Origin of the sequence: Variovorax sp. OAS795, from assembly GCF_040546685.1 — a bacterium.
Taxonomy (GTDB): Bacteria; Pseudomonadota; Gammaproteobacteria; order Burkholderiales; family Burkholderiaceae_C; genus Variovorax.
In genome coordinates this window covers 329,844-353,147 of the sequence record NZ_JBEPOH010000001.1, presented here as the reverse complement: position 1 = coordinate 353,147, position 23,304 = coordinate 329,844, and the positions used below count along the sequence as shown (strand labels likewise).

The following is a 23,304-nucleotide window of genomic DNA, read 5'->3' as shown; positions in this document are numbered from 1 at the left end:
GGCCGGTCAGTCCAGCTTCACGCCCGCGGCCTGGATGATCTTGCCCCAGCGATCGCTCTCCGCGCGCGAGAGCTTGTAGAACTCCTGGGGCGTGCCCGGCAGCGCCTCGAAGCCGAATTCCGAGAACAGCTTCACCACCTTCGGCGCCTTCATGGCCTTGTGCAGTTCGCTGTTGATGCGCGCCACTGCCTCCGGCGGCATGCCGGCCGGGCCGATCAGGCCATGGAAGGCGTAGGCGTTGACGTCGCTGAAGCCAGCCTCGACGAAGGTGGGCACCTCGGGCAGCGCGCCCGCACGCTGGGGCAGGGCGATCGCGAGCACGCGCACCTTGCCGGCCTTGATGATCGGCAGGCCCGAAGCGAGGTCGAGCATCATCGTCGGCACCTGCCCGCCCATCACGTCGGTCATCGCGGGCGCGGCGCCCTTGTAGGGCACGTGCGTGATGCTGAGGCCGGCCTTCTGCTTGAAGAGCTCCATCGCCATGTGGTGCGGCGAGCCGTTGCCCGGCGAGGCGTAGCTCACCTTCTCGGGGTTCGCCTTCACGTAGCGCACGAACTCGGCCACGTTCTTCGCGGGAAAGTCCGGATGCACCACCAGCGCCACCGGAAAGCGGCCGATCGCGCCGATGTAGGTGAAGTCGGTCGCCGGCTTGTAGGGCAGCTTGGCGAACATGTGCTCGTTGAAGAGCAGTGCCGCGTTCTCGGCCTGCATGATGGTGTAGCCGTCGGGCTTGGCCTGCATCAGCACGGACACGCCGATGTTGGTGGACGCGCCGGGCCGGTTGTCGATGATCAGCGGCTGTCCGAGCGACGGCTGCATGGCCTCGGCCAGCGCGCGTGCCAGGTTGTCGGTGCCGCCGCCGGCCACGTAGGGCACGATCCATTTCACCGGCTGGCTCGGGTAGGCCGCCGGCTGCGCGGAGGCGAAGGGGCTGGCGGCCAGCGCGAGGGCTGCGGCCAACAGGGGAAGGAAGCGTTTCATCGTCTTTGTCTCCGTTGCTTGCTTGAAATCTGAGGGTTCATCCGCCGCGCAGCGTCTGCCACAGTTCGCGGTCCCGCTCCGCCGTCCACACCTTGGGATGCTCGATGCCGCGCAGCTCGTCATAGGCGCGCGAAACGTCGAAGGGCAGCACATGCTGGAACACCGGCCAGCTGCCGAAGCGCGGCGCCATCGCGGCCTCGGCCCGTGCGAAGCAGCCCTTGAGCGTTTCGCCGGCGTCGATGCCCGCCTTCACGCTGCCGAGCAGCGTCCCGAGAAACGCCTTGGTGAGCCCGATGGCCTCGGCGCAGGCGGCTTCGTCCTGCAGCACCGCGCCGCGTCCCGGCACCAGCACGCGCGGCTCGAGCGCGAGCACGGCGTCGAGCGTGCCGGTCCAGTCGCCGATGTAGGCATCGCCCGCGTAGACGCCGCAATGGTTCTCCACCACGTCGCCCGAGAACAGCACCCCGCAGCCGGGCAGCCACGCCACCGTGTCGCCGCTCGAATGCCCGCGGCCCAGCGCCATGAGGCGCAATTCGCGGCCCGCGCCTTCGCGGGGACCGAGCCACAGGCTCATCTGGCGCTCGAAGCTCATCGTGGGGAACGTGAGGCCGGGGATCTCTTCGACGCCCGCGAACAGGCGCGGAAAGCGGCCGACCTCCGAGTCGAAGTCGGCCTGCCCGCGCGTACGGATCCAGTCCAGCGTGCCGTGGCTCGCGATGATGGCCTCGACCTCGCCGAAGGCGCTGGCGCCCATCACGCGCACCGCGTGGTAGTGCGTGAGCACGATGGTCTTGATCGGCTTGTCGGTCACGGTGCGGATGGCGGCGAGAAAGTCGCGCGCCATGCGCGGCGTGGGCCGCGTGTCGATCAGCACCACCTGGTCGTCGCCGACCACGAAGCCGCAGTTCGGATCGAAGTCGCTGATGTAGCCGTACACATCGGGCGCGAGTTCGTGCAGCCGCGGCTTCTGCTCGCGCATGTCGGAAGCGGAGGCGAAGGAGACGTTGGTGTTCATGTGGCCTTGCTTGTTCGAGAGTCTTCGGCCGCCGCTCGGATGCACTCCAGCAGCACCTGCTGGTCGCCGCACTGGTTGGCCAGCAGCAGCACGAGCCGCGCGTTCAGGTCGGCGCTGCGGGCTTCGTCCAGGCCCTCGTGCGCGGCAAGCAGGGCGGCATAGAAGCCGTCGGGATCGGGAATGCGGGGCTCGGTGATCATGGGGCGGCGTCCTTGGCAAGGGCCGTGCGCAGCGCGGCCGCGATCGCATCGGGGGTGGCGTGCGCGAGCATCACGGCGCGGTAGGCATCGGGGCGCACGAGCGCGAAGCTGCCCGGCTCGCGAAGGCCCAGGTGGCCGGTGAGCTGGTCGTCGGCGTGCAGCGTGGGCAGGCCGCTGTCGCCGCCAATGGCCATCAGGCGCAACGCAAGCGACGCGGTCGCTGCCAGTGCCGCGTCGGCTTCGGCGCGTGTCGGCGCCAGCCAGAGCCCGATGCACCCGGTGTCCTCGGCCAGCAGCTGCATCAGCGTCGTCTGGCGCCCGTCGGCCCAGCGCAGCGGCAGGTTCTGCACGCTGCGGCCGCCTTCGGGCAGCAGCGGCGCGGGCGGGTAGTCGTTGGCGACCGACATGCGGCCCGTGTTCACCAGCGCTCGCGCGAACGGATGGCGCGCGGGCCAGCGACACCACTGCGCGCCGCAGCGTGTGCTCGGCCGGCGAACGCGGCGCCAGGAAGCGCGCCGAGCGGCTCGTCACTTCCAGGTTCTGCCTTGCGGCGGGCTGGCGCTCGGCGTCGTAGCTGTCGAGCAGCGCATCGCCGGCCTGCCCTTGCGCCACCAGCGCGAGCTTCCACCCGAGGTTGACGGCATCCTGGATGCCGCTGTTGCCGCCGCGTGCGCCGAAGGGGCTCACCACGTGCGCGGCATCGCCGATGAAGAACACCTGGCCGTGGCGGAAACTGTCGAGCAGGTGGTCGCGGTAGCCATACGGGCCGATCCACACGAACTCGAATTCCACGTCCGGCCCGAGCTGTTCCCGCAGCCGCGCGCCCGCCACTTCGGGCCGGCTGATGGCGGCGGTGTCGCAGTCTTCAGGCATCTGGTAGTCGATGCGCCAGACACCATCGGCCATCAGGTGCTGCCACACGCCGCGTCCTTCGTTGAACGGGGCATCGACCCAGGTCCACCGCTCGACGGGCAGCGGCTTCTTGAAGCGCACGTCGCTGATGCACCAGCGGTCGGTGCTGCGCGACGAATGCGCGTCGATGCCGAGCTGCGTGCGGATCGCGCTGTTCGCGCCGGTGGCGTCGATCAGCCGGTCGGCCTCGATCGTGTAGCGGCCCGCCGGTGTTTCGACTTCGATGCGCGCGCCATCGCCGAGCGGCTCCACGCGCGTCACCCGGCTCTTCCACCGCAGGTCGGTGAGGCCGAGCTCGATAATGCGCTCGACCAGGAACCACTCGACGTAGAACTGCTGCAGGTTGATGAACGGCGGCTGTGCCGAAACGCTGTTCGCCTGCAGGTTGAAGTTGTAGACCTCCTGCTCGCCCGAGAAGGTGCGCCCGAACGACCAGGTGATGCCCTTGGCCGCAATGCGCTCGTAGATGCCGAGGCGCTCGAAGATCTCCAGGCTCTTCTGCGCATAGCAGATGCCGCGCGACGAGGCGCCGCGAACGCCGACGGTGTCGTCCTCGTCGAGCAGCACGGCGCGCACGCCGCGTCGGGCCAGGTCGCAGGCCAGCGTCAGGCCCGAAGGCCCGGCGCCGACGATCACGATGGGGTGGCGCACGGTCTGGCTGCTGCCCAGTTCGGGCGGCGTCGTGAAGGGCCAGCTCGGAAGCGCGTAGGCCGGCGCGAATGCAAAGCTTTCCATGTCTTTTCTAGAGCGCGTGGGCGAATTCGGCGATGGCATCCGCCGCCCGGGGCACCAGCTCGGGCTGGCCCGCGAGATAGTGGTTGCCGCCCACGATGTCGACATTGCGGATGCGCGCACCGCCCGCGGCCATCCATGCATCGCGCGTGCTCGGGAAGGTCGACTGGTCGCCCGTGTAGGTGAGCAGCAGCTTGGGCACCGTGGTGCGCGCCAGGTTGGTCGGTCCGTCGGCCTGCGAGCGCGACGACCATTGCGACAGGAACGCCGTGAGCGAGGTGGTGCGCCCCATCGCATTGGCCGAGTAGTTCACCTGCCGCGCATCGCCCCACACGCTGCCCGGCAGGCGGTCGTTGGGGTCGAGCGAAAGGTCCACGCAGCGCGGATCGGCGTGCGTGCGGTAGATGACGAAGGCCTGGTCGCGCGGCGCACCGGGCGTGCTGCGCAGCTGCGCGAGCCGGTCCATGCACCACTGCTCGATGCGGTCGAGCCGCGCCTGCTGCGCCGCGCTGAAGCGTGCGAGAAATTCGGCCTCGTAGGGCGGGCGGTGGCGCGGGTCGTACATGTCGAGCGCGGGGTCCACCGACAGCGGATCGTGCTCGTCGGTCACCGAGGGGTCGATCCAGTCGCGCATCAGCCGCGTGCGGCCCAGGTGGGCGGCGCACAGTGCAATGCCGTCCACCGGCGGCAGGTCGTCCGGGTGCAGGTGGGTCGGGTCGCCGTCGGGCAGGTGCGTGGCCGTGAGCTTCTCGGCCTGCGCCTGGTAGAAGCTCGCGAGCGCGGCGCCGCCCGAGTTGCCGACGAGGAACACCTTCTCGTAGCCGGCTGCGCGCAGGTACTGCACCCCCGCGCCCAGGTCCTGGATGGCGCGCTCCATGAGCAGCACCGTGTCGTTGCCCACGTAGCGCGAGTTCAGCCCCATGCAGCAGATGCCGCGTTCGGCCAGCGGTGCGATCAGGTAGTGCCCCATGAAGTTGCTGGTCGGGTGCATCACGATGGCTGCGATCTTCTTGGGGCCTGTCGGCGCGCGAAAGGCGCCGTAGATGCGCGGACGCAGCATCTGCAGCCCCGACTGGCTTTCCATCGCCGCCCCGGGCTTCACGTCGATGACGGCGAGTTGCAGCTCAGGCATTGGTACCGCCTTTCGCTGCACGAAGCTGCGCCTTGCGCTCGGTCCATGCGTCGAGGTCTGCGCGGGCGCGCTTCGCATGCGCGTCCATCTCGGCCTGCGGCACGGTCGGCGTGGTGAGCTCCAGCCGGATGCCGTTGGGGTCGAAGAAATAGATCGACTCGATGATGTGGTGGTCGGTCACGCCCAGCACTTCGACGCCCGCGGCTTCGAGTCTCGCCTTGGCCGCGAGCAGGTCCTCGACCGAATCCACGCGCAGCGCGATGTGGTTCACCCACGCGGGGGTGTTGGGTGAAGGCAGCGCGGCCACGTCGTCGCCCAGGTCGAAGAAGGCGATGTACGAGCCGTCGCGCATCTGGAAAAAGATGTGCACGTACGGGCAGTACTCGCCGGTGCTCGGCACGTGGTCGCTCTTGATCACGTGGGCGAGCGGCAGGCCCAGCAGGTCCTCGTAGAAGCGGCGCGTTTCCTCGCTGTCGCGGCAGCGCCAGGCGAAATGGTGCAGCCCGCGAACTGCGGGGGCCGTGGGGGCGGTCGTCGGCATTGGCTTTGTCTCCGGTGAGCCGTGATTGGGCAATGCCGCGTCCTATGATGCAATCGAAATTAATTCATTCATTGATGAAATAGACATATGAATCTGACCCTGCGCCAATTGCGCGCCTTCAAGGCCGTGGCCGAGGCCGGCGGCTTCACGGCCGCCGCGCAGCAACTGCATCTCACGCAGTCCGCGCTCAGCGTGCTGGTGCGCGAGCTCGAGCGCGAGATGGGCGTGCAACTGCTCGACCGCCACACGCGCCGCGTGCAGCTCTCCGAGGCCGGCCGCGAATTTTTGCCGTCGGTGCACAGGCTGCTGGGCGACCTTGCGAGTGCGGTGGCCGGCGTGACGGATTTACGTGACAAGAAGAAAGGTCTGTTGCGTCTTGCAGCGCCGCAACTGATGGCCTGCACGCTGATGCCGCGCGTGATCGCGGTCTACCGCAAGGCCTATCCCGACGTCGACGTGCGCCTGGCCGACACCCTGCCGGAGCACCTGCTCGCCGGCGTCATGGCCGGCGATGTGGAGTTGGCGGTGGGGCAGGACGTGGCGGTGGACGGTGCCATCGAGCGCCGGACGCTGTTTCGCGACAGGCACTGGCTGATCTGCCCGCCCGGCCATGCGTTTGCCGGGCGCCGCAAGTTGCGCTGGCATGAACTCGCGCCCTACACCTTCATTGCGCCCACGCGCGACTTTCGCCAGCGCGTGCTGCCCGAACTGGGGCCGGCGGAGCGCGCGTACATGCTGCGCCCCGAGACGCAGGAGGTGTCGTACATGACCACCGCGCTCGGCATGGTCGCTTCGGGCCTCGGGCTCACCGTGTGCCCGACCTATTCGGCGCCGCTGGTGCGCGCGCATGGCCTGCAGATGGTGCGGCTGGAGTCGCCCGACTTCCACCGCGAAGTCTGCGTCTACAGCGCCGCGCGCCGCACCCTCTCGCCGGCCGCCGCGAGCTTCGTCGAAGTCCTCGAGCGATTTGCGCGGGCGCAGCACAAGGGCGGCTGAAAAGCATCGGTGCGCGGTCGGGCGCGTATGGAGCCGCCGCGGGGCGAAACCTACAATGCGTGCGACCTGTCTTCCACCACACCAGACCCCCATGAACGTCATTCGATTCACCGACCTGTGCGCACAGGGCAAGGCCGCCGGCCAGCGCGTCTTCATCCGTGCCGACCTCAACGTGCCGCAGGACGATGCCGGCAACATCACCGAGGACACGCGCATCCGCGCCTCGGTGCCCTGCATCCAGCTGGCGCTCGATTCCGGCGCGGCCGTGATGGTCACCTCGCACCTGGGCCGCCCGACCGAAGGCGCGTTCAAGCCCGAGGACTCTCTGGCGCCCGTGGCCAAGCGACTGGGCGAACTGCTGGGGCGCGAGGTTCCGCTGGTGGCCGACTGGGTCGACGGCGTCGACGTGAAGCCCGGCCAGGTCGTGCTGCTCGAGAACTGCCGCGTGAACAAGGGCGAGAAGAAGAACGACGAAGCGCTGGCGCGCAAGCTCGCCGCGCTCACCGACATCTACGTGAACGATGCCTTCGGCACCGCGCACCGCGCCGAAGCCACCACCTACGGCATCGCGCAGTTCGCCAAGATCGCGGCGGCCGGCCCGCTGCTGGCGGCCGAGATCGACGCCATCTCCAAGGCGCTGGCATTGCCCAAGCGGCCGCTGGTGGCCATCGTGGCGGGCTCCAAGGTGAGCACGAAGCTCACCATCCTCAAGAGCCTGTCGGCCAACGTCGACCAGCTGATCGTCGGCGGCGGCATTGCCAACACCTTCATGCTCGCGGCCGGCCTCAAGATCGGCAAGTCGCTGGCCGAGCCCGACCTGATCGACCAGGCCAAGGCGGTGATCGAATCCATGCGCGCCCGCGGTGCCGACGTGCCGATTCCGGTGGACGTGGTGACGGCCAAGACCTTCGCGGCCGATGCGCCCGCCACGGTGAAGGACGCGAACGACGTGGCCGATGACGACCTGATCCTGGACATCGGCCCGAAGACCGCCGCGCAACTGGCCGCGCAGCTGCGCGAAGCCGGCACCATCGTCTGGAACGGTCCGGTGGGCGTGTTCGAGTTCGATGCCTTCGCGGGCGGCACCAAGGCCATCGCGCAAGCCATCGCCGAAAGCAGCGCCTTCTCGATTGCCGGCGGCGGCGACACGCTCGCGGCCATCGCCAAGTACGGCATCGAGAAGCAGGTCGGCTACATCTCGACCGGCGGCGGCGCCTTCCTCGAAGTGCTCGAGGGCAAGACGCTGCCGGCCTTCGAGATCCTTTCCAGGCGTGCCGCGGGCTGATTTTTCTTGCGCGCCTGGCGCGCCCGCTTCCTGTAGCGACACAAAGTGTATACAGTAGCGGATACAAAAACGGAGACTTCTTCAATGATCACGGATCGCCTTCCCCGCCACGCCACCAAGATTGTCGCCACGCTCGGCCCGGCGTCCAACACGCCCGAGCTGCTGGAGCAGATGATCCTGAACAAGGTCAGCGTGGTGCGGCTCAATTTCAGCCACGGCACGGCGCAGGATCACATCGACCGCGCGGCCATGGTGCGGGAAGCCGCCCGCAAGACGGGCCGTGAAGTGGCGATCATGGCCGACCTGCAGGGCCCCAAGATCCGTGTCGGCAAGTTCGCGCAAGGCAAGGTGTGGCTCGAGCCCGGTGCCAAGTTCGTGCTCGACGCCTCGCGCACCGAACCCGGCGACACCGACGCGGTCGGGCTCGACTACAAGGACCTGCCCCGCGACGTGCGTCCCGGCGACAGGCTGCTGCTGAACGACGGCCTCATCGTGCTCACGGTCGATGCGGTGCGCGGCGAGGCGGTGCACACCACGGTCCGGCTGGGCGGCGAGCTCTCCAACAACAAGGGCATCAACAAGCAGGGCGGCGGCCTCACGGCGCCGGCGCTCACGGCCAAGGACATGGAAGACATCAAGACCGCGATGAGCTTCCAGGCCGACTACGTGGCGGTGAGCTTTCCCAAGAACGCCACCGACATGGAAATGGCGCGCCAGCTGTGCAACGTGGCCGCGGCCGAGTATGGCCACAAGCCGGGGCTGATCGCCAAGATCGAGCGTGCCGAGGCGATTCCCAAGCTGGAGGAAATCCTGCGCGCCAGCGACGGCATCATGGTGGCGCGCGGCGACCTGGCCGTCGAAGTGGGCAACGCCGCCGTACCGGCGCTGCAGAAGAAGATGATCCGCATGGCGCGCGACATGGACAAGGTGGTGATCACCGCGACCCAGATGATGGAGTCGATGATCACCAACCCCGTGCCCACGCGCGCCGAGGTCAGCGACGTGGCCAACGCCGTGCTGGACGGCACCGATGCCGTGATGCTCTCGGCCGAAACCGCCTCGGGCCGCTACCCGCTCGAAACCGTGCAGGAGATGAGCCGCATCTGCGAAGCGGCCGAATCGGCCGAGGACAAGATGCTGGACGCCGACTTCAGCGGCAAGACCTACAGCCGCATCGACCAGTCGATTGCCATGGGCGCGCTGTTCACCGCCCATCACCTGGGTGCCAAGGCCATCGTGGCGCTCACCGAGTCGGGCTCCACGCCGCTGTGGATGAGCCGCCACCGTGCGCACATCCCGATGTACGCGCTGACCTCGCGCCTTGCCACGCAGCGCCGCATGGCGCTGTACCGCAACGTGCGCCCGCTGCTGATGGATTCGGAGAGCGACCGCGACACCGCGCTCGAGCAGGCCGAGGCCCACCTGAAGAAGCGCGGCATCGTGCAGACCGGCGACGTCTACGCCATTACCTGCGGCGAGCCGATGGGTGCCCCCGGCGGCACCAACATGCTGAAAATTTGCCGGGCAAGCTGAATTCGCTCAGCCATTGCGGAACAGGAAGCTGTAGGCGTTCAGCGCCGGCACGCCGCCCAGGTGCGCATACAGCACCTTCGAGCCGGCGGGGAATTCGCCCAGGCGCACCTTCTCGATCATCCCGTGCATCGACTTGCCCTCGTACACGGGGTCGGTCAGCATGCCTTCCAGGCGCGCGCAGAGGCGGATCGATTCCAGCGTGCCTTCGTTCGGCAGGCCGTACTCGGGCCCGCCGAACCGGCGGTCGAGCACCACGTCCTGGTCGGTGATGTCGCGGCCCAGTTCGACCAGTTCGGCCGTGTTCCGGGCGATGCGCACGATCTGCTCGAAGGTCTGCTGCGGCTTGGCCGAGGCGTCGATGCCGATCACGCGGTCGGCCCGGCCGTCGGCCGCGAAGCCCACCACCATGCCGGCCTGCGTGCTGCCCGTGACCGAGCAGGTCACGATGTAGTCGAACTTGAAGCCGAGCTCGGCCTCCTGCTGCCGCACCTCCTCGGCAAAGCCGACGAAGCCGAGGCCGCCGTAGCGGTGCTCCGAGCAGCCCGCGGGTATCGGAAAGGGCTTGCCGCCGGCCTTGCGCACGTCGTCCATGGCGCCTTCCCAGCTCTTGCGGATGCCGATGTCGAAGCCCGCGCTGTCCAGCCGCACGTCGGCGCCCAAGATGCGCGACATCTCGATGTTGCCGACCCGGTCGTACACCGCGTCCGAATAGTTGACCCAGTTCTCCTGCACCAGCACGCACTTCAGGCCCAGGTGCGCGGCCACGGCGGCCACTTGGCGCGTCTGGTTCGACTGGATGCCGCCGATCGACACCAGTGTGTCGTAGCCGCCCGCGAGCGCCTCGGGAATCAGGTACTCGAGCTTGCGGGTCTTGTTGCCGCCGAAGGCCAGGCCGCTGTTGCAGTCCTCGCGCTTGGCGTAGAGCTCGACTTCGCCGCCCAGGTGGGCGCTGAGGCGCTTGAGCGGATGGATCGGCGTGGGGCCGAAGGTCAGGGCATGTCGGGGAAATTTCTTCAGGTTCATCGATGCGCTCCAGTGGAAATTGAAGGGAGGAATGGCATCGATCGTAGGAAGAAGCCCGCGAAACGTGCTTGCGAACTTTGGTGGAAGTTCGGCCGAAACAAAGGCAAGATCGGCAATTCGGAGATTCCCGTTTTGCAGAACAGCCAATGAGCACAACAAAGTTGCGCGCCGCCCCGGCGCAGCCGGCCGAGGCACCGGCCCTGGACCGGACGGATCGCGCCATCCTGCGCGCGCTGCAGCGCGATGCGTCGGTGTCCAACGTGGCGCTCGCGGCCAAGGTCAACCTCAGCGCGCCCGCGTGCCTGCGCCGGGTCGAGCGGCTCAAGGCGGCGGGGCTCATCCGGGGCATCGTCGCGCTGCTCGATGCGAAGGCGCTCGAACTCGGCATGCTGGTGATGATCGGCGTGGTGCTCGACCGCTCCACGCCCGATTCGTTCGCCGATTTCGAGAAGGCCGCGCAGAAGGTGTCGGGCTGCCTCGAATGCCATGTGGTCACGGGCGAATTCGACTATTTCATGCTCGTTCGCACGCACGACAACGACAGCTTCAACCGGCTGCACGCCGAGCAGTTGCTGTACTTGCCCGGTGTGCGGCAGATCCGGACTTTCGTGGTGCTCAAGCAGGTCCTGTCGACCACCCAGCTGCCGATCTGAAAACGCCGCTGCGGCTGCGGCGCAAAACCGAAGTCCTCCGGACTGCGTACAGCGTCGATGCAATTCCTTATCAATACGGCCTTCCGCCGTGTGCGCCGCTTGCGCCGCGGCGCCGCCTCCGTGGCCCCCGCGCTTGCGGGCATGGTCCTGGCAGCCTGTTCCCCGGTCAAGCTGCTCAACGGACTGGTGCCGGGCGATACCTACCAGTTCCAGGGCGGCATCGCCTACGGCGGGGCACCGCGCCAACGGCTGGACGTCTACCAGCCGCTGCCTGCCGCGCGCCAGGCCCAGGGCGGGCGCCCGCTGGTGGTGTTCTTCTTCGGCGGCACCTGGACCCACGGCGACCGCGCGAGCTACCGGTTCGTCGGCGAGGCGCTGGCCGCGCGCGGCGCCGTCGTGGTGGTGCCGGACTACGGGCTGTCGCCGGCTTTCACGTACCCGGCCTTCCTGCGCGACAGCGCGCAGGCGGTCAGGTGGGCGCTCGACAACGCCGCGCGGCTCGGCGCGGACCCGCGGCAGGTCTATGTCATGGGGCACAGTTCGGGCGCCTACAACGCCGCGATGGTGGCGCTGGACGAACGCTGGCTCGGCGAGGTCGGCGCCGCACCCTCGCAGCTCGCGGGCTGGATCGGCCTTGCGGGCCCCTACGACTTCCTGCCCATCGGCGACCGCGACGCGCGTGCCGCCTTCAACTGGCCCCGCACCCCGTCCGATTCCCAGCCGCTGGTGCATGCGTCTTCCGCGGCGCCGCGCACGCTGCTGCTGGTCGCCTCGAAGGACGAGCTGGTCAACCCGGCGCGCAACAGCGCGCAACTCGCCGCGGCCCTGCGCCAAGCGGGCGCCGAAGTGCAGCTGCGCGAGTTCGACAACCTGGGCCATGCCACGCTGATCGGGGCGGTCGCGACCCCCATCCAGTGGATCGGCGGACCGGTGCTGCCGCCGCTTCTGGAGTTCCTCCAGCTGGTGTCGGTGCCGTCCCACAAGGGGGCTCGATAGAATTGGGGCAGTTTTCTCTCGTCTTTCTGCCTTCTTTTCCCCCAATTTCCGCGAGGTATTTCCCATGGCACTCGTCTCGATGCGCGAACTGCTGGACCACGCAGCCGCCAACGGCTACGGCATTCCGGCTTTCAACGTCAACAACCTGGAGCAGGTCCAGGCCGTCATGGAGGCCGCGAAGGAAGTCGGCGCGCCGGTCATCCTGCAGGCCAGCGCCGGTGCGCGCAAATACGCCGGCGAGGCGTTCATCAAGCACCTGATCTCGGCCGCGATCGAAGCCTATCCGTCCGTTCCGCTCGTGATGCACCAGGACCACGGCCAGAGCCCCGACGTGTGCCGCGGCGCCATCGACCTGGGCTTCAGCTCGGTGATGATGGACGGCTCGCTCGAGGCCGATGGCAAGACCATCGCCAGCTACGACTACAACGTCGAGGTCACCCGCAAGGTGGCCGACATGGCGCACAAGGTCGGCGTGACGGTCGAAGGCGAACTCGGCTGCCTCGGCTCGCTGGAAACCATGAAGGGCGACAAGGAAGACGGCCACGGCACCGACGACACCATGACGCGCGAGCAGCTGCTGACCGACCCCGAGCAGGCCGCCGACTTCGTCAAGCGCACCCAGATCGACGCGCTGGCCATTGCCATCGGCACCAGCCACGGCGCCTACAAGTTCACGCGCGAGCCCACCGGCGACATCCTGGCGATCGACCGCATCAAGGAAATCCACCGCCGCATTCCCAACACCCACCTGGTGATGCACGGCTCGTCGAGCGTGCCGCAGGAACTCCTGGCCATCATCCGCCAGTACGGCGGCAACATGAAGGAAACCTACGGCGTGCCGGTGAAGGAAATCCAGGAAGCCATCAAGCACGGCGTGCGCAAGATCAACATCGACACCGACATCCGCCTGGCCATGACCGGCGCGGTGCGCAAGTTCCTGGCCGAGAACCCCGAGAAGTTCGATGCCCGCGAATGGCTCAAGCCCGCGCGCGAAGCCGCCCGGCTGATCTGCAAGCAGCGCTACATCGAGTTCGGCTGCGAAGGCCAGGCGCCCAAGATCAAGGGCGAGACGCTCCAGGTCGTCGCCGCCAAGTACGCCAAGGGCGAGCTCGCGCAAGAAGTGCGCTGAAACTTTTTCCGGCGATTCGCAGGCCACCGTTCGCGGTGGCTTTTTTCTGCGCGCACAATCCGTTTTTCCCGTCACGCCACCCGTTTCCGTACAGCACGCCCCATGACCACCGTCCACACCTCCTCCATCCAGAGCCTGCCCCTGCTTGCGCGCGGCAAGGTGCGCGACAACTACGCCGTCGGCAACGACCGCATCCTGATGGTCGCGAGCGACCGGCTCAGCGCCTTCGACGTGATCATGGGCGAGCCGATCCCGGGCAAGGGCGAGATCCTCACGCAAATGGCGCTGTGGTGGTTCGACCGCCTGGGGCAGCTGTGCCCCAACCACCTGACGGGCGAAGCGCCCGAGAGCGTGGTCACGCCGGAAGAAGTGCCGCAGGTCACGGGCCGCTCGATGCTGGTCAAGCGCCTGACGCCGATCCCGGTCGAGGCCGTCGTGCGCGGCTACCTGGCCGGAAGCGGCTGGAAGGAATACCAGGAAAGCCGCTCGGTCTGCGGCGTGCCGCTGCCCGAGGGCCTCACCAACGCCAGCAAGCTGCCGCGCCCGATCTTCACGCCCGCCGCCAAGGCCGCGGCCGGCGAGCACGACGAGAACATCAGCTACGACCGCGTGGTCGAGATCGTCGGGCCCAAGCTGGCGCAGCAAATCCGCGAAACCAGCCTGGAGATCTACGAAACCGCCGCGCAGATCGCATTGGCCAAGGGAATGATCATTGCCGACACCAAGTTCGAGTTCGGCCTGGACGAGGCCGGCACGCTGGTGCTGATGGACGAAGTGCTCACGCCCGACAGTTCGCGCTACTGGCCGGTCGAGGGCTACCAGGCCGCGCTGGCCGCCGGCACCAATCCGCCGAGCTATGACAAGCAGTTCGTGCGCGACTGGCTCGAAGCCACCAGGATCAACGGCAAGCCCTGGGACAAGACGCCGCCCGCGCCCCGCCTGCCGGCCGAAGTGATCGAGAAGACCGCGGCCAAGTACCGCGAGGCGCTGGAGCGCCTGACCGGCTGAGGCCGGGTGGCCCCGGCCGCCTGCGTCAGCGGCCTGCCGCGTTCAGCGTCGCGACGGTTCGCCCGGTCGCGTCGAGCAGCGCGAGTTGGCCAGGGCCGGCGAGCCGATAGCTTGCGGTGGCCTGGAGCGCCGAAATGAACTGCGCCTCATTGGCGCCGCGCACCGGGTCGGCGCAAGCCATGCGGGTCGATGCCAGCTGGCCGATGCGCAGCGCAACGCCGCTGCGCGTGAACGAACCCGACACGCGGTTGCAGCCGCCCGATCCACTGACGCGGCCACTGCTGCGATCGAACTGCACCTGCGCTTCGCCGCCGGGCGCCACGGGTTCGCTGCCCAGCTGCACGAGGCGCCAGACCGGACCTTCGATCGGCTCGTCGAGGCTGATGCCGCTGCCGCAGGCGGACAGCGCGCCCGCCAGCAGTGCGGTCGCGAGGACGGGGAGCGCGAGGCGGGCGGGGAAACGCATGGCCGGTTCTTCCTTCTGAATTGCAACAAGTTGAATCGGCGCCAATCGTATGCGACGCCGGCCTAGCCCGCCAAGGCCGTGCCGCCGGCCAGCCGGGCGCGCACGCAATGGCGCACGCTGGCGGGCGTGGCCGCGTCGTCGAGCAGCGCGGGCCAGGCGGCCTGCGCCTGCCGCACGGTATCGCGCGCAATGGCCATGAGCCGGCCGGGGCGCAGCAGGCCCGCGGCGCGCAGCAGCGCTTCCAGCGCGGGCCAGTCGAACGCGCGAAGGCGCGCATCGATGGCGCGGTTGACCGCGTAGTCGGTGGACGGCACGTCTTCGAAGAATGCCGCCACGCACACGGGATCGTAGAGCGGCGCCAGCACCGGCGCGATGCCGTCCGGATAGCGCAGCGCCCAGTTCTTCAGGTGAGCGTCGCTGTTGCCCAGCAGGATGAATGCGACGATGCGCCGCACGCATTCGCGCACGTCGGCCACCGGGTTGGGCGACAGCCGGTCCAGCACGCGCAGCATGGCGGGCCAGTCGACATTGAGCCCGCGGCCGTACTTCTGGCGCGGCTCGTACTGCAGCACCTGGGCGAATTCCTCCATGTGGATGCGGCCGCCGCCGGCCGTGCGGTCGAAGCGGCGCACGGCAAGAATCTGCCCAAAGGGCACCTGCTCGGGCAGGTCGGCCTCGCTGCGCTCGATCACGCTGGCCTCGGCGCAGTCGAGACCGAGCGCGCCGCACAGGCGGTAGCCGGTGTGCTCGTTGGCGACCAGGTCGGGGTGGCGCGTGGTCGGCAGCTTGAGGATGAAGGAGCCGGCCGCGCCGTGGCGCCGCACCACGTAGCGGCGGCCGTCCTGCACGGCCGAGAACTTGGTCACCACGCCGGGGATGGCGGCCGCGTCCTCGACCGGCAGCTCGACGAAGCCGGGTTCGAGCACGTCCAGCCCGAGCGCGGTGTGCCAGTGCCGGACCGTGTCGGGAATGCCTTCGGCTGCGGGCACGGGCTCGACCTCGAGCGCGCCCATCAGGTCGTGGCCGGCGGCGGCCAGCAGTTCGAACTCGTCGTCCGCGCTGCAGCCCCGCTGCTGGGCCAGGCGCTCGCGGTTGTGCCCTTCGGGCAGCAGGTTCTGGAAGTAGCTCGGCCAGTGGCCGTCGCCGCGCGACACCCGGGCGTCGCGGGCCGAAGCCAGGATCGCGCGGGTGGCGGCCTCGTCGGCGCCGCGGTAGGCCAGCGACAGCGTGGGGCGCGCCGGATCGGCCATGTAGGCCTCGTCGAACGAGACACGGAGGATGTCGCCGTATTGCGAGAGATGGCCGATGGCGCGCCGCCCTCCGCCGGGCGCGTGCAGGTACATCCGCAGGTAGCGGATGCCGGTGTTGAACGCGGCGCTGGTGCTCACCGGCCCTCGTTGGCCAGGCTCTGCGCGATGGAAGGCGGTGCGCCCGAACCCGCGGGCTGGCCGAGCAGCCGCCCGCCGGAGCGCACGAAGTCTTCGAGCTGCGGGCGCAGCGCGGCGGGCACCGTCATGAGTTCGAGCCCCAGCACGCGCGCCATTTCGAGCAGTGTCGAAAGCCGCGGATCGATCTGGCCGCTCTCGATGCGCTGCACCGTCATGCGCGAGAGCCCCGCACGCGTGGCCAGCGCCTCCTGGCTCAGGGCGGCCGCCTTGCGGGCCTTTTCAAGTTCTTCGGTGAGTTGGATCATTGCCATACGCTTTTCCCCGGTATTGAGTAGCAATGCTATCTATTTGAGATCAAGCATGCAAACAAAAAAGCGACTGGAAAGTCGCTTTTTAATGAAATTGCGCATCGGGGTGCGCAGAAATTCTGCTCAGCTCAATACCACGCTGCTCAGGCGGCGGCGGTAGGTGGCCACGACCGGGTCGTCCGGCGGAATCTGCCCGTCGGCCACCTTCACCCGCGGCGGCTCGATCACATCGAGGATCGCGATGTAGGTCTTGCGCGCGAGATCCTCGTTCCAGCTCTTGTCGCGCATCAGGATCTCGAGCAGCTCGTCCATCGCGTCGGTCCAGCGCTGGGCGTGCATCAGCAGGCGCGCGCGGCCAAAACGCGCATCGAAATCGCGCTTGCCGGCGGCAATCTTCGCGTCGAACCCGTCCAGCGTGGGCGCGGGGCCCGACACCGGGGCCGCAAAATCGATCGCGTCCATCCAGCGCTGCAGCGAATCGAAGCGGCGCACCAGCGTGGTCTTGGCGATCACCGGCGCGAACGCCACCTTGGCCTCGTCGATCCGGCCGGCCTGCAGCAGCAGCTTGACGTAGTCGAAGCGTGCGTCGTCGTTGGCGGGGTCGGTGGCCACGGCATGCTGCAGCCGCTCCAGCGCGCCCTCGGTGTCCCCTTCGGCCAGGGCCTCCTGCGCCGCCGCTTCCTCCGAAGCGGCCTCGGCTTCCTCGGCACCGGGCACGTGCTTGTCGAGGAACTCGCGGATCTTGTCGGCCGGAATGGCGCCGACGAAGCCGTCGACCGGCTGGCCGTCCTTGAACATCACGCAGAACGGGATGCTGCGCACGCCGAACATCTCGGACAGCTGGGTCGAGATCTGCGGCACCTTGTCGGCATCGAGCTTGGCCAGCGTGAAGCGGCCGGCGTACTCGACTTCGAGCTTTTCGAGCACCGGCCCGAGCTGCTTGCACGGCCCGCACCACTCGGCCCAGATGTCCAGCAGCACCGGCGTGGCGACCGAGCCTTCGATCAGTTCGGCCTGAAAATTTTCGAGAGTGATGTCGATCATCGGAACCAGCTGGGGGTGAAACGTAAAATTGAAACCATGAACGAAACCATTCAGGTCGGTGTAGTGATGGGCTCGAGCTCCGATTGGGAGACGATGCGCAACGCGGTCGAGATTCTCCAGCAATTCGGGATCCAGCACGAAGCGAAGGTGGTCTCGGCCCACCGGATGCCCGATGCGCTCTTCGCGTACGCCGAAAGCGCCGCGGGGCGCGGGCTTGCCGCGATCATCGCCGGCGCCGGCGGCGCAGCCCACCTGCCGGGCATGCTGGCCTCGAAAACCACGGTGCCGGTGCTTGGCGTGCCGGTGGCCAGCCGCCACCTGCAGGGGGTCGATTCGCTCTACAGCATCGTGCAGATGCCCAAGGGCGTGCCGGTGGCCACCTTTGCCATCGGCAATGCGGGCGCGGCCAACGCGGCGCTGTTCGCGGTGGCGATGCTGGCGGTGAACGATCCCGCGCTGCGGGCCCGGCTCGATGCCTTCCGTACCGCGCAGACCGCCGCGGCCGAGGCCATGAGCCTGCCGCCGCCCGCGGCGGACGGCGGCGCCGTGTCCCCCTTTTCGCCCCAGGGCGGGGGTGCGCTGTGAGCAGCAACGGCCTGCCCATCCTTCCCGGCGCCACGCTCGGCGTGCTCGGCGGCGGCCAGCTCGGCCGCATGTTCGCCCATGCCGCCCAGCGCATGGGCTATTTCACCGCCGTGCTCGACCCCGACGCCGACAGCCCGGCCGGACGCGTGAGCCATCACCACATCCACACCGACTATGCCGATGTCGACGGCCTCGCGCGGCTAGCGGGCCTGGCCGATGCCGTCACGACCGAATTCGAGAACGTGCCGGCGCCTTCGCTGGACAAGCTCTCGGCGGCCCGGCCGGTGTCGCCCGATGCGGCCGCCATTGCCATCGCGCAGGACCGCATCGCCGAAAAGGCCCATTTCACGCGCTGCGGCGTGGCCTGCGCGCCGTACGCCGTCATCGAGACGGCGGCCCAGCTCGCCGCGGGCGAGGACGGGCTGCTGCCCGGCATCCTGAAGACCGCGCGCCTGGGCTACGACGGCAAGGGGCAGCAGCGCGTGACCACGCGCGCCGAGCTGGTCGATGCCTGGCAGGCCGCGCACTGCGTGCCCTGCGTGCTCGAGAAGATGCTGCCGCTCGAATTCGAATGCTCGGTGATCGTGGCGCGCGGGCGCGACGGGCAGATGGTGCACTTTCCGCCGCAGCGCAACCTGCACCGGGACGGCATCCTGGCCATGACCGAGGTGCATGCGCAGAACATGCCCAAGACCGTGGCGCAGGCGGCCATCAATTCCGCCAGGAGCATCGCCACCGGGCTCAACTATGTCGGCGTGCTGTGCGTCGAATTCTTCGTCCTGACCGACGGCTCGCTGGTGGTGAACGAAATGGCGCCGCGGCCGCACAACAGCGGCCACTACACCATGGAAGCCTGCGACGTGTCGCAGTTCGAGCTGCAGGTGCGCACGCTCGCGGGCCTGCCGCTGGCACCGCCGCGCCAGCACAGCCCGGCGATCATGCTGAACCTGCTGGGCGACCTGTGGTTCACCGCGGGCGGCACCAAGCCGGCCTCGCCGCGATGGAGCGAGGTGCTCGCGCTGCCCGGCGCTCACCTGCACCTGTACGGCAAGATCGAACCGCGACGCGGCCGCAAGATGGGCCACCTGACGCTCACCGGCGCCACGCTCGAGAGCGTGCGCGCCACGGCCTCCGAGGCCGCCGCGCTGCTCGGCCTGCTGCCGTTGTCGGCGGCGGACTTCGCATGATCCTCGACGGGCAGGATCCCCATGCCATCGCCGAGGCGGCGCGCGTGCTGCGCGCGGGCGGACTGGTCGCGTTCCCCACCGAGACCGTCTACGGCCTGGGTGCCGACGCCACCAGCGACATGGCGGTGGGCGGCATCTTCAAGGCCAAGGGCCGGCCGGCCGACCATCCGCTGATCGTCCACGTCGCGGCCGGCATCAAGGGCACCGAGGCGCTGTCGCGCTTTGCGCAGCCGCTGCCGTTGTTCGCACAGAAGCTGGTGCAGGCCTTCTGGCCTGGCCCCTTGACGCTGATCGTCACGCGCCAGCCTGGCGTGGCGGCCGCGGCCGCCGGCGGGCAGGACACGATCGGCCTGCGCTGTCCTTCGCATCCGCTCGCGCAGGCGCTGCTCGAGGCCTGTGCCGAGCAGGGGGTGCCGGGCCTCGCGGGCCCCAGCGCCAATCGCTTCGGCCGCGTCAGCCCGACCACCGCGCAGCATGTGTTCGACGAATTCGGCGACGCCGTGCCCGTGATCGACGGGGGTGCCTGCGAAGTCGGCATCGAATCGACCATCGTCGATTGCAGCCGCGGCGCGCCCGTGCTGCTGCGCCCCGGCGTGATCACGCGCGCCCAGATCGAGGCCGCCGCGGGCGAGCGCCTGCGCGACCGCGAAGTGCTCGAGACGCCCGACCCGCGCGCTTCCGGCACGCTGGAGGCGCACTACGCACCCAACGCCAAGCTGCGGTTGATGGACGCCAAGGCCATCCAGACCGGGCTCGACGTGCTCGGCGCGGGCGCCGCCAACATCGCGGTGTGGTCGCGCGCCGAATTGCGCAGTCCGTCGCAGCGCGTGCTGCAGCGGCGCATGCCCGACGACGCGGCCGCCAGCGCGCACCAGCTGTTCGCGGTGCTGCGCGCGTTCGACGCAGAGGGCGTCAAGCTGATCTGGGTCGAGACGCCGCCCGACACGCCCGAGTGGGAAGGCGTGCGCGACCGCCTGCACCGGGCGGCCGCGGCCTGAGCTTCAGGGCGGCCGCGGCTTGAGCGGTCCGGGCAGCCTCAGCCGCCCGCAGCCAGCACGCCCTGGAAGAAGCCCCGGGCCGAGGCCAGGCAGAACGGCGGCACCAGCGTGCCGTGGTAGGCCTGGGTGACAGCCTGCCGCTTGTCGGCGTCGCTGCCGGCGGTGTTCTGCGCCAGCGTGCTCCTGGCCTGCGCAAAGCCCGCACGGGCGGCGGAATAGGCATCGGTGGCGGCCGTGTCTTCCAGGTCGATCACGGTCAGCGCGGCGGCGGGCATGCCGCGGGCGCGGAAGTAGCCGGCGGTGGCACGGGTGCTGAGGAAATTCACCGTCGGATCGTTGGCGCCGCCGCACATGAGCACCGGCCGGGCCGGCAGCCAGTTGCGAAGGTCGTTGGCGCGCGCGGCCTTGCGGAAGCCGAGTGCCGGCCTGCAGTCGAGCGGTGAGGTCGTGCTGAGCGAGGCGGCCGTTGCGGGCAGCGCATTGCCCGGGCAGGGGTTGGCCTGCGCGTCGCCGGCCGCCTGCGTGAGATAGCTCTGGCGGATCAGGTTGTTGGCGCCGTAGAAGATCGACAGCTCCGGGGTCACCGGGCCCGGCGTCGCGCCGGCCGGAAAGAGCGCGAGCTGCGGCAATTTGCCATTGGCATACAAGGTGGTGAGGGGCGTCAGGCTCGGCAGCAGGGTGTCGATGCCGGTGGCGTACTGCGCCTCGTAGACGTCGGTTGTGCTGGCGTACACGTCGCCGAACTGCCGCTGCCAGCTGGTCGAGAGCAGCGGCACGAAGAGCGTGCTGCCGAGGGCCGGCCAGCCCTGGAAGTTGTAGTCCACCAAGAGGCTGATGGCCGACGGCGCGGAGAGCGGCGCCGACGCCGTCACCGCCTTGCCCGTGGCCTGCATCTCGCGGTGCGCTGCCATCGCCACGTACCCGCCCTGCGAATAGCCGGTGATCAGCAGCGAGCCCGCGTCCTCCGCGCCGATGCCCGGCAAGGTCTTGCGCGCCGCGGCCAGCGCATCGACCATGTCCTTGCCCTGCTGGTCGCCGTTGAGGTACGGGTGATAGGGCAGCGTCGACTTGTCGTAGCCCGCGTAGTTGGGCGCCACCACGATGTAGCCCTGCGCCGCGAACATCGCGGCGACCGTCAGCCCCTCCCCGGCGGCCGGCTGGGTGGAATCGGTCCAGGCGGCGAGGTTGTAGTTGCGCGCCGCGGTGGTGCCGTGCGCATACAGCACCACGGGCCGCGCGCCGTTGCAGGCCACGTCGGTGCCCGAGGGCAGCATGACGGCGGCCGTCGCGTTGGTGGCCTCGCCCTTGCCGCCGACGGTGCGGTATTCGAGATAACGCACCTCGACCCCGCACCGGGGCGTGCCGGCCACCTGCAGCAGGGCCTTGCCCTGGTCGCTGGCCTGGAGGCTGGACCTGAACTGGTCGGCGGTCAGCTTGGCGGTTTGCGGGGGCGGGTCCGTCACGACCGTTCCGCGGCCGGTGTCGCCGGCTGGCAGCGGAAAGCCCACGCCGATCCCGCCGCCGCCGCCGCCGCCACCACCGCAGGCGGCCAGCAGCAACGCGGCGCCGGCGAGAACGCCGAACCGGCGCAGCGGCGTGAATGTATTTTTCTGGAGCTGGTTCAAGGCGTGCCTCCTGCGTGGGTTGCTTGTCGTCGAATCGAACGGGCGTCCGATTCTGTGCAGGGCCCCGCCCGCGCGCAAGCGGCGCGTCTACCTAGCGCGTCTACCTAGTGAACCAGGCCGCCCGCCGGCTCAGTTGTCCTGCGAGGCCCAGTCGACCAGCGCGTCGAACGCCGTGCGCGCCGCCGCTGCGTTCTCGCCGTTGGCAATGGCCACCAGCACGTAGCGCCGGCCGCTCGCGCCGTGCACGTAGCCGGCGACCCCCGCCGAATCGCGCAGCGAGCCGGTCTTCAGGTGGGCCGCGCCGCCCGATCGCAGCGCGCGCTTCCTGAGCGTGCCATCCACGCCCGTGGCGGGCAGCGACGAGACCAGTTCCGGCATCACCGGCGAGCGCCAGGCCACCTGCAGCATCCTGCCGAGCGCCGCAGCGCTGATGCGTTCCTCGCGCGACAGGCCCGAGCCGTTGTCGAACACCGGCGGCGCCTCGCCGGTGCCGATGCGGTCGCGCCACCATTGGCCCAGCGCGCTGCGCGAGGCCTCGAAGCTGCCGCGGTTCTTCTGCGTGAGCCCGATCGTCAGGAACACCTGCTGCGCCATCACGTTGTTGCTGTACTTGTTGATGTCGCGCACCACCTCCGAGAGCGGCGGCGAGCCGAATTCGAACGCCGGGCGCAGGCCCGCCGGCACCCGTCCGTCGCGCATCTGCCCGCCCACGCGGCCGCCCATCTCGGCCCACAGGCCGCCGATCGCGCGCAGGCCGTAGGTGCGCGGGTCGGCATACGCCACGGCCCAGCTTTTCTCGCCGCAGGCCGTTGGAAGTGCGCCCAGGAAGCGGATGCGGTTCGGATCGCTGAAGTCCGGCTTGATCGCCGCGCGCCAGTCACCGCATTCGCCGGGCGCGAGCGCCACGGCGGGCTGCATCGACACGCTGGCCAGCGGCGGCTCGTAGCTCACGCGCGCCTGCTGGCCGCCGCGCTCGGGCGTGAAGATCATGTTGACCGACTTGAAGTTGACCAGCAGCGCGTCGGGCGAGGCGTTGTAGGGGCGCAGCGGCTCGCCGTCGAACGCGGCCGGATCGTTCTCGATCGTGTTCTCGAAGGCGCTGCGGTCGAGCACGATGTCGCCGCTCACCGTGGTGATGCCCAGGCCCTGCACGCGCCGCAGCAGCAGCCAGGCGCGTTCCAGCACCAGCTTGGGATCGCCCTGGCCCTTGATGTAGAGGTTGCCGTTGAGCACGCCGTTGCTCACCGTGCCGTCCACGTAGACCGGCGTGCTCCAGCTGTAGGCCGCGCCCAGCATGTCGAGCGCCGCGTAAGTGGTCACCACCTTCATGATCGACGCCGGATTGACCGGCACCTGCGTGCGCCAGGCCAGCCGCGGCGGGCGCGTGCCGTCGGCGTCGGCCACCAGCATCGTCACCGAGTCGCGCGGCACCTTGGCGCGCGCGAGGGCGCTCTCGACTTCGGGAGGGAAGGCCTGCTGCGCCAAGGCGGATGAAACGGCCCCCGCGGCGAGGGAGAGTGCGCAGGCGCAATGAACGAAGGAGCGGCGAAGAAGAACGGGCATCGCC

At 69.2% G+C, this 23,304-nt stretch carries 22 protein-coding genes and 1 pseudogene; 10 read left to right on the top strand and 13 right to left on the bottom strand.

Annotated elements, in window-relative coordinates:
• Positions 1 to 6: 6 nt before the first annotated feature.
• From ABID97_RS01795 to ABID97_RS01770, 6 genes and pseudogenes are all read right to left on the bottom strand, one after another.
• Positions 7 to 981, bottom strand: coding sequence for a Bug family tripartite tricarboxylate transporter substrate binding protein (locus ABID97_RS01795; protein ID WP_354396863.1), 975 nt, complete (start codon positions 979 to 981; stop codon positions 7 to 9).
• 37 nt (positions 982 to 1,018) lie between these two features.
• Complete coding sequence (locus ABID97_RS01790) at positions 1,019 to 1,996, bottom strand: MBL fold metallo-hydrolase (protein WP_354396862.1); 978 nt, start codon at positions 1,994 to 1,996, stop codon at positions 1,019 to 1,021.
• A complete protein-coding gene (locus ABID97_RS01785; RefSeq protein ID WP_354396861.1) occupies positions 1,993 to 2,196 on the bottom strand; it encodes a DUF2783 domain-containing protein in 204 nt (67 codons plus the stop codon). Before ABID97_RS01785 ends, ABID97_RS01790 begins: the two co-directional genes overlap by 4 nt.
• A pseudogene (locus ABID97_RS01780) lies at positions 2,193 to 3,843 on the bottom strand (FAD-dependent oxidoreductase). The gene ABID97_RS01785 and the pseudogene ABID97_RS01780 overlap by 4 nt, the downstream one beginning before the upstream one ends.
• Before the next feature lie 7 nt (positions 3,844 to 3,850).
• Positions 3,851 to 4,972, bottom strand: coding sequence for an alpha/beta hydrolase family protein (locus tag ABID97_RS01775; protein WP_354396860.1), 1,122 nt, complete (start codon positions 4,970 to 4,972; stop codon positions 3,851 to 3,853).
• Positions 4,965 to 5,513, bottom strand: coding sequence for a VOC family protein (locus tag ABID97_RS01770; RefSeq protein ID WP_354396859.1), 549 nt, complete (start codon positions 5,511 to 5,513; stop codon positions 4,965 to 4,967). The genes ABID97_RS01775 and ABID97_RS01770 overlap by 8 nt, the downstream gene beginning before the upstream one ends.
• Positions 5,514 to 5,600: 87 nt before the next feature.
• On the opposite strand from ABID97_RS01770, the gene ABID97_RS01765 reads away from it, so the two are divergent.
• The 3 genes from ABID97_RS01765 (at position 5,601) to pyk (ending at position 9,327) form a co-directional block, all read left to right on the top strand.
• Positions 5,601 to 6,509 (top strand): LysR family transcriptional regulator, encoded by a 909-nt coding sequence (locus ABID97_RS01765; RefSeq protein ID WP_354396858.1) that lies wholly within the window; start codon positions 5,601 to 5,603, stop codon positions 6,507 to 6,509.
• 91 nt (positions 6,510 to 6,600) lie between these two features.
• A complete protein-coding gene (locus ABID97_RS01760; protein WP_354396857.1) occupies positions 6,601 to 7,794 on the top strand; it encodes a phosphoglycerate kinase in 1,194 nt (397 codons plus the stop codon).
• Between the two features lie 84 nt (positions 7,795 to 7,878).
• Positions 7,879 to 9,327, top strand: coding sequence for a pyruvate kinase (pyk, locus tag ABID97_RS01755; protein ID WP_354396856.1), 1,449 nt, complete (start codon positions 7,879 to 7,881; stop codon positions 9,325 to 9,327).
• 6 nt (positions 9,328 to 9,333) lie between these two features.
• Here pyk and ABID97_RS01750 read toward each other — a convergent pair whose 3' ends face one another.
• On the bottom strand, positions 9,334 to 10,350 hold the full coding sequence (locus ABID97_RS01750) for a 1-aminocyclopropane-1-carboxylate deaminase (RefSeq protein WP_354396855.1): 1,017 nt from the start codon (positions 10,348 to 10,350) through the stop codon (positions 9,334 to 9,336).
• 146 nt (positions 10,351 to 10,496) lie between these two features.
• On the opposite strand from ABID97_RS01750, the gene ABID97_RS01745 reads away from it, so the two are divergent.
• The 4 genes from ABID97_RS01745 to ABID97_RS01730 all read left to right on the top strand — a co-directional run bounded on the left by ABID97_RS01745 (position 10,497) and on the right by ABID97_RS01730 (position 14,136).
• A complete protein-coding gene (locus tag ABID97_RS01745; RefSeq protein WP_354396854.1) occupies positions 10,497 to 11,003 on the top strand; it encodes an Lrp/AsnC family transcriptional regulator in 507 nt (168 codons plus the stop codon).
• Between the two features lie 57 nt (positions 11,004 to 11,060).
• Positions 11,061 to 11,999, top strand: coding sequence for an alpha/beta hydrolase (locus ABID97_RS01740; RefSeq protein ID WP_354396853.1), 939 nt, complete (start codon positions 11,061 to 11,063; stop codon positions 11,997 to 11,999).
• 64 nt (positions 12,000 to 12,063) lie between these two features.
• Positions 12,064 to 13,128: a class II fructose-bisphosphate aldolase gene (gene fba, locus ABID97_RS01735; RefSeq protein WP_354396852.1), complete on the top strand. Its 1,065-nt coding sequence runs from the start codon at positions 12,064 to 12,066 to the stop codon at positions 13,126 to 13,128.
• A gap of 102 nt (positions 13,129 to 13,230) precedes the next feature.
• Positions 13,231 to 14,136: a phosphoribosylaminoimidazolesuccinocarboxamide synthase gene (locus tag ABID97_RS01730; protein WP_354396851.1), complete on the top strand. Its 906-nt coding sequence runs from the start codon at positions 13,231 to 13,233 to the stop codon at positions 14,134 to 14,136.
• A gap of 25 nt (positions 14,137 to 14,161) precedes the next feature.
• Here the strand turns inward: ABID97_RS01730 and ABID97_RS01725 are convergent, their stop codons facing one another.
• The 4 genes from ABID97_RS01725 to ABID97_RS01710 form a co-directional block, all read right to left on the bottom strand.
• The gene (locus ABID97_RS01725) at positions 14,162 to 14,602 is read right to left on the bottom strand and encodes an META domain-containing protein (RefSeq protein WP_354396850.1); all 441 of its coding nucleotides are present in this window, start codon (positions 14,600 to 14,602) and stop codon (positions 14,162 to 14,164) included.
• 62 nt (positions 14,603 to 14,664) lie between these two features.
• Entirely contained in the window at positions 14,665 to 15,945 is a 1,281-nt protein-coding gene (locus ABID97_RS01720; RefSeq protein ID WP_354401645.1) for a type II toxin-antitoxin system HipA family toxin, read from the bottom strand.
• A gap of 41 nt (positions 15,946 to 15,986) precedes the next feature.
• Positions 15,987 to 16,295 carry a helix-turn-helix domain-containing protein gene (locus tag ABID97_RS01715; RefSeq protein WP_354401643.1) on the bottom strand — a complete coding sequence of 103 codons (309 nt, stop codon included), beginning with the start codon at positions 16,293 to 16,295 and terminating at the stop codon, positions 15,987 to 15,989.
• Positions 16,296 to 16,421: 126 nt separating this feature from the next.
• Positions 16,422 to 17,342: a tetratricopeptide repeat protein gene (locus ABID97_RS01710; protein WP_354396849.1), complete on the bottom strand. Its 921-nt coding sequence runs from the start codon at positions 17,340 to 17,342 to the stop codon at positions 16,422 to 16,424.
• A 36-nt stretch (positions 17,343 to 17,378) separates the two neighbouring features.
• Here ABID97_RS01710 and purE point away from each other — a divergent pair, with 36 nt between their 5' ends.
• The 3 genes from purE to ABID97_RS01695 are packed head-to-tail and all read left to right on the top strand — an operon-like array spanning position 17,379 to position 20,112.
• Positions 17,379 to 17,927 carry a 5-(carboxyamino)imidazole ribonucleotide mutase gene (purE, locus tag ABID97_RS01705; RefSeq protein ID WP_354396848.1) on the top strand — a complete coding sequence of 183 codons (549 nt, stop codon included), beginning with the start codon at positions 17,379 to 17,381 and terminating at the stop codon, positions 17,925 to 17,927.
• Positions 17,924 to 19,114 carry a 5-(carboxyamino)imidazole ribonucleotide synthase gene (locus ABID97_RS01700; protein ID WP_354396847.1) on the top strand — a complete coding sequence of 397 codons (1,191 nt, stop codon included), beginning with the start codon at positions 17,924 to 17,926 and terminating at the stop codon, positions 19,112 to 19,114. The genes purE and ABID97_RS01700 overlap by 4 nt, the downstream gene beginning before the upstream one ends.
• The gene (locus ABID97_RS01695) at positions 19,111 to 20,112 is read left to right on the top strand and encodes an L-threonylcarbamoyladenylate synthase (RefSeq protein ID WP_354396846.1); all 1,002 of its coding nucleotides are present in this window, start codon (positions 19,111 to 19,113) and stop codon (positions 20,110 to 20,112) included. The genes ABID97_RS01700 and ABID97_RS01695 overlap by 4 nt, the downstream gene beginning before the upstream one ends.
• 38 nt (positions 20,113 to 20,150) lie before the next feature.
• On the opposite strand, the gene ABID97_RS01690 is transcribed toward ABID97_RS01695, so the two are convergent.
• Together ABID97_RS01690 and dacB are read right to left on the bottom strand one after the other, a co-directional pair.
• On the bottom strand, positions 20,151 to 21,737 hold the full coding sequence (locus tag ABID97_RS01690) for an alpha/beta hydrolase family protein (RefSeq protein WP_354396845.1): 1,587 nt from the start codon (positions 21,735 to 21,737) through the stop codon (positions 20,151 to 20,153).
• Between the two features lie 129 nt (positions 21,738 to 21,866).
• A complete protein-coding gene (gene dacB, locus ABID97_RS01685) occupies positions 21,867 to 23,300 on the bottom strand; it encodes a D-alanyl-D-alanine carboxypeptidase/D-alanyl-D-alanine endopeptidase (RefSeq protein ID WP_354396844.1) in 1,434 nt (477 codons plus the stop codon).
• Between the last annotated feature and the right edge of the window lie 4 nt (positions 23,301 to 23,304).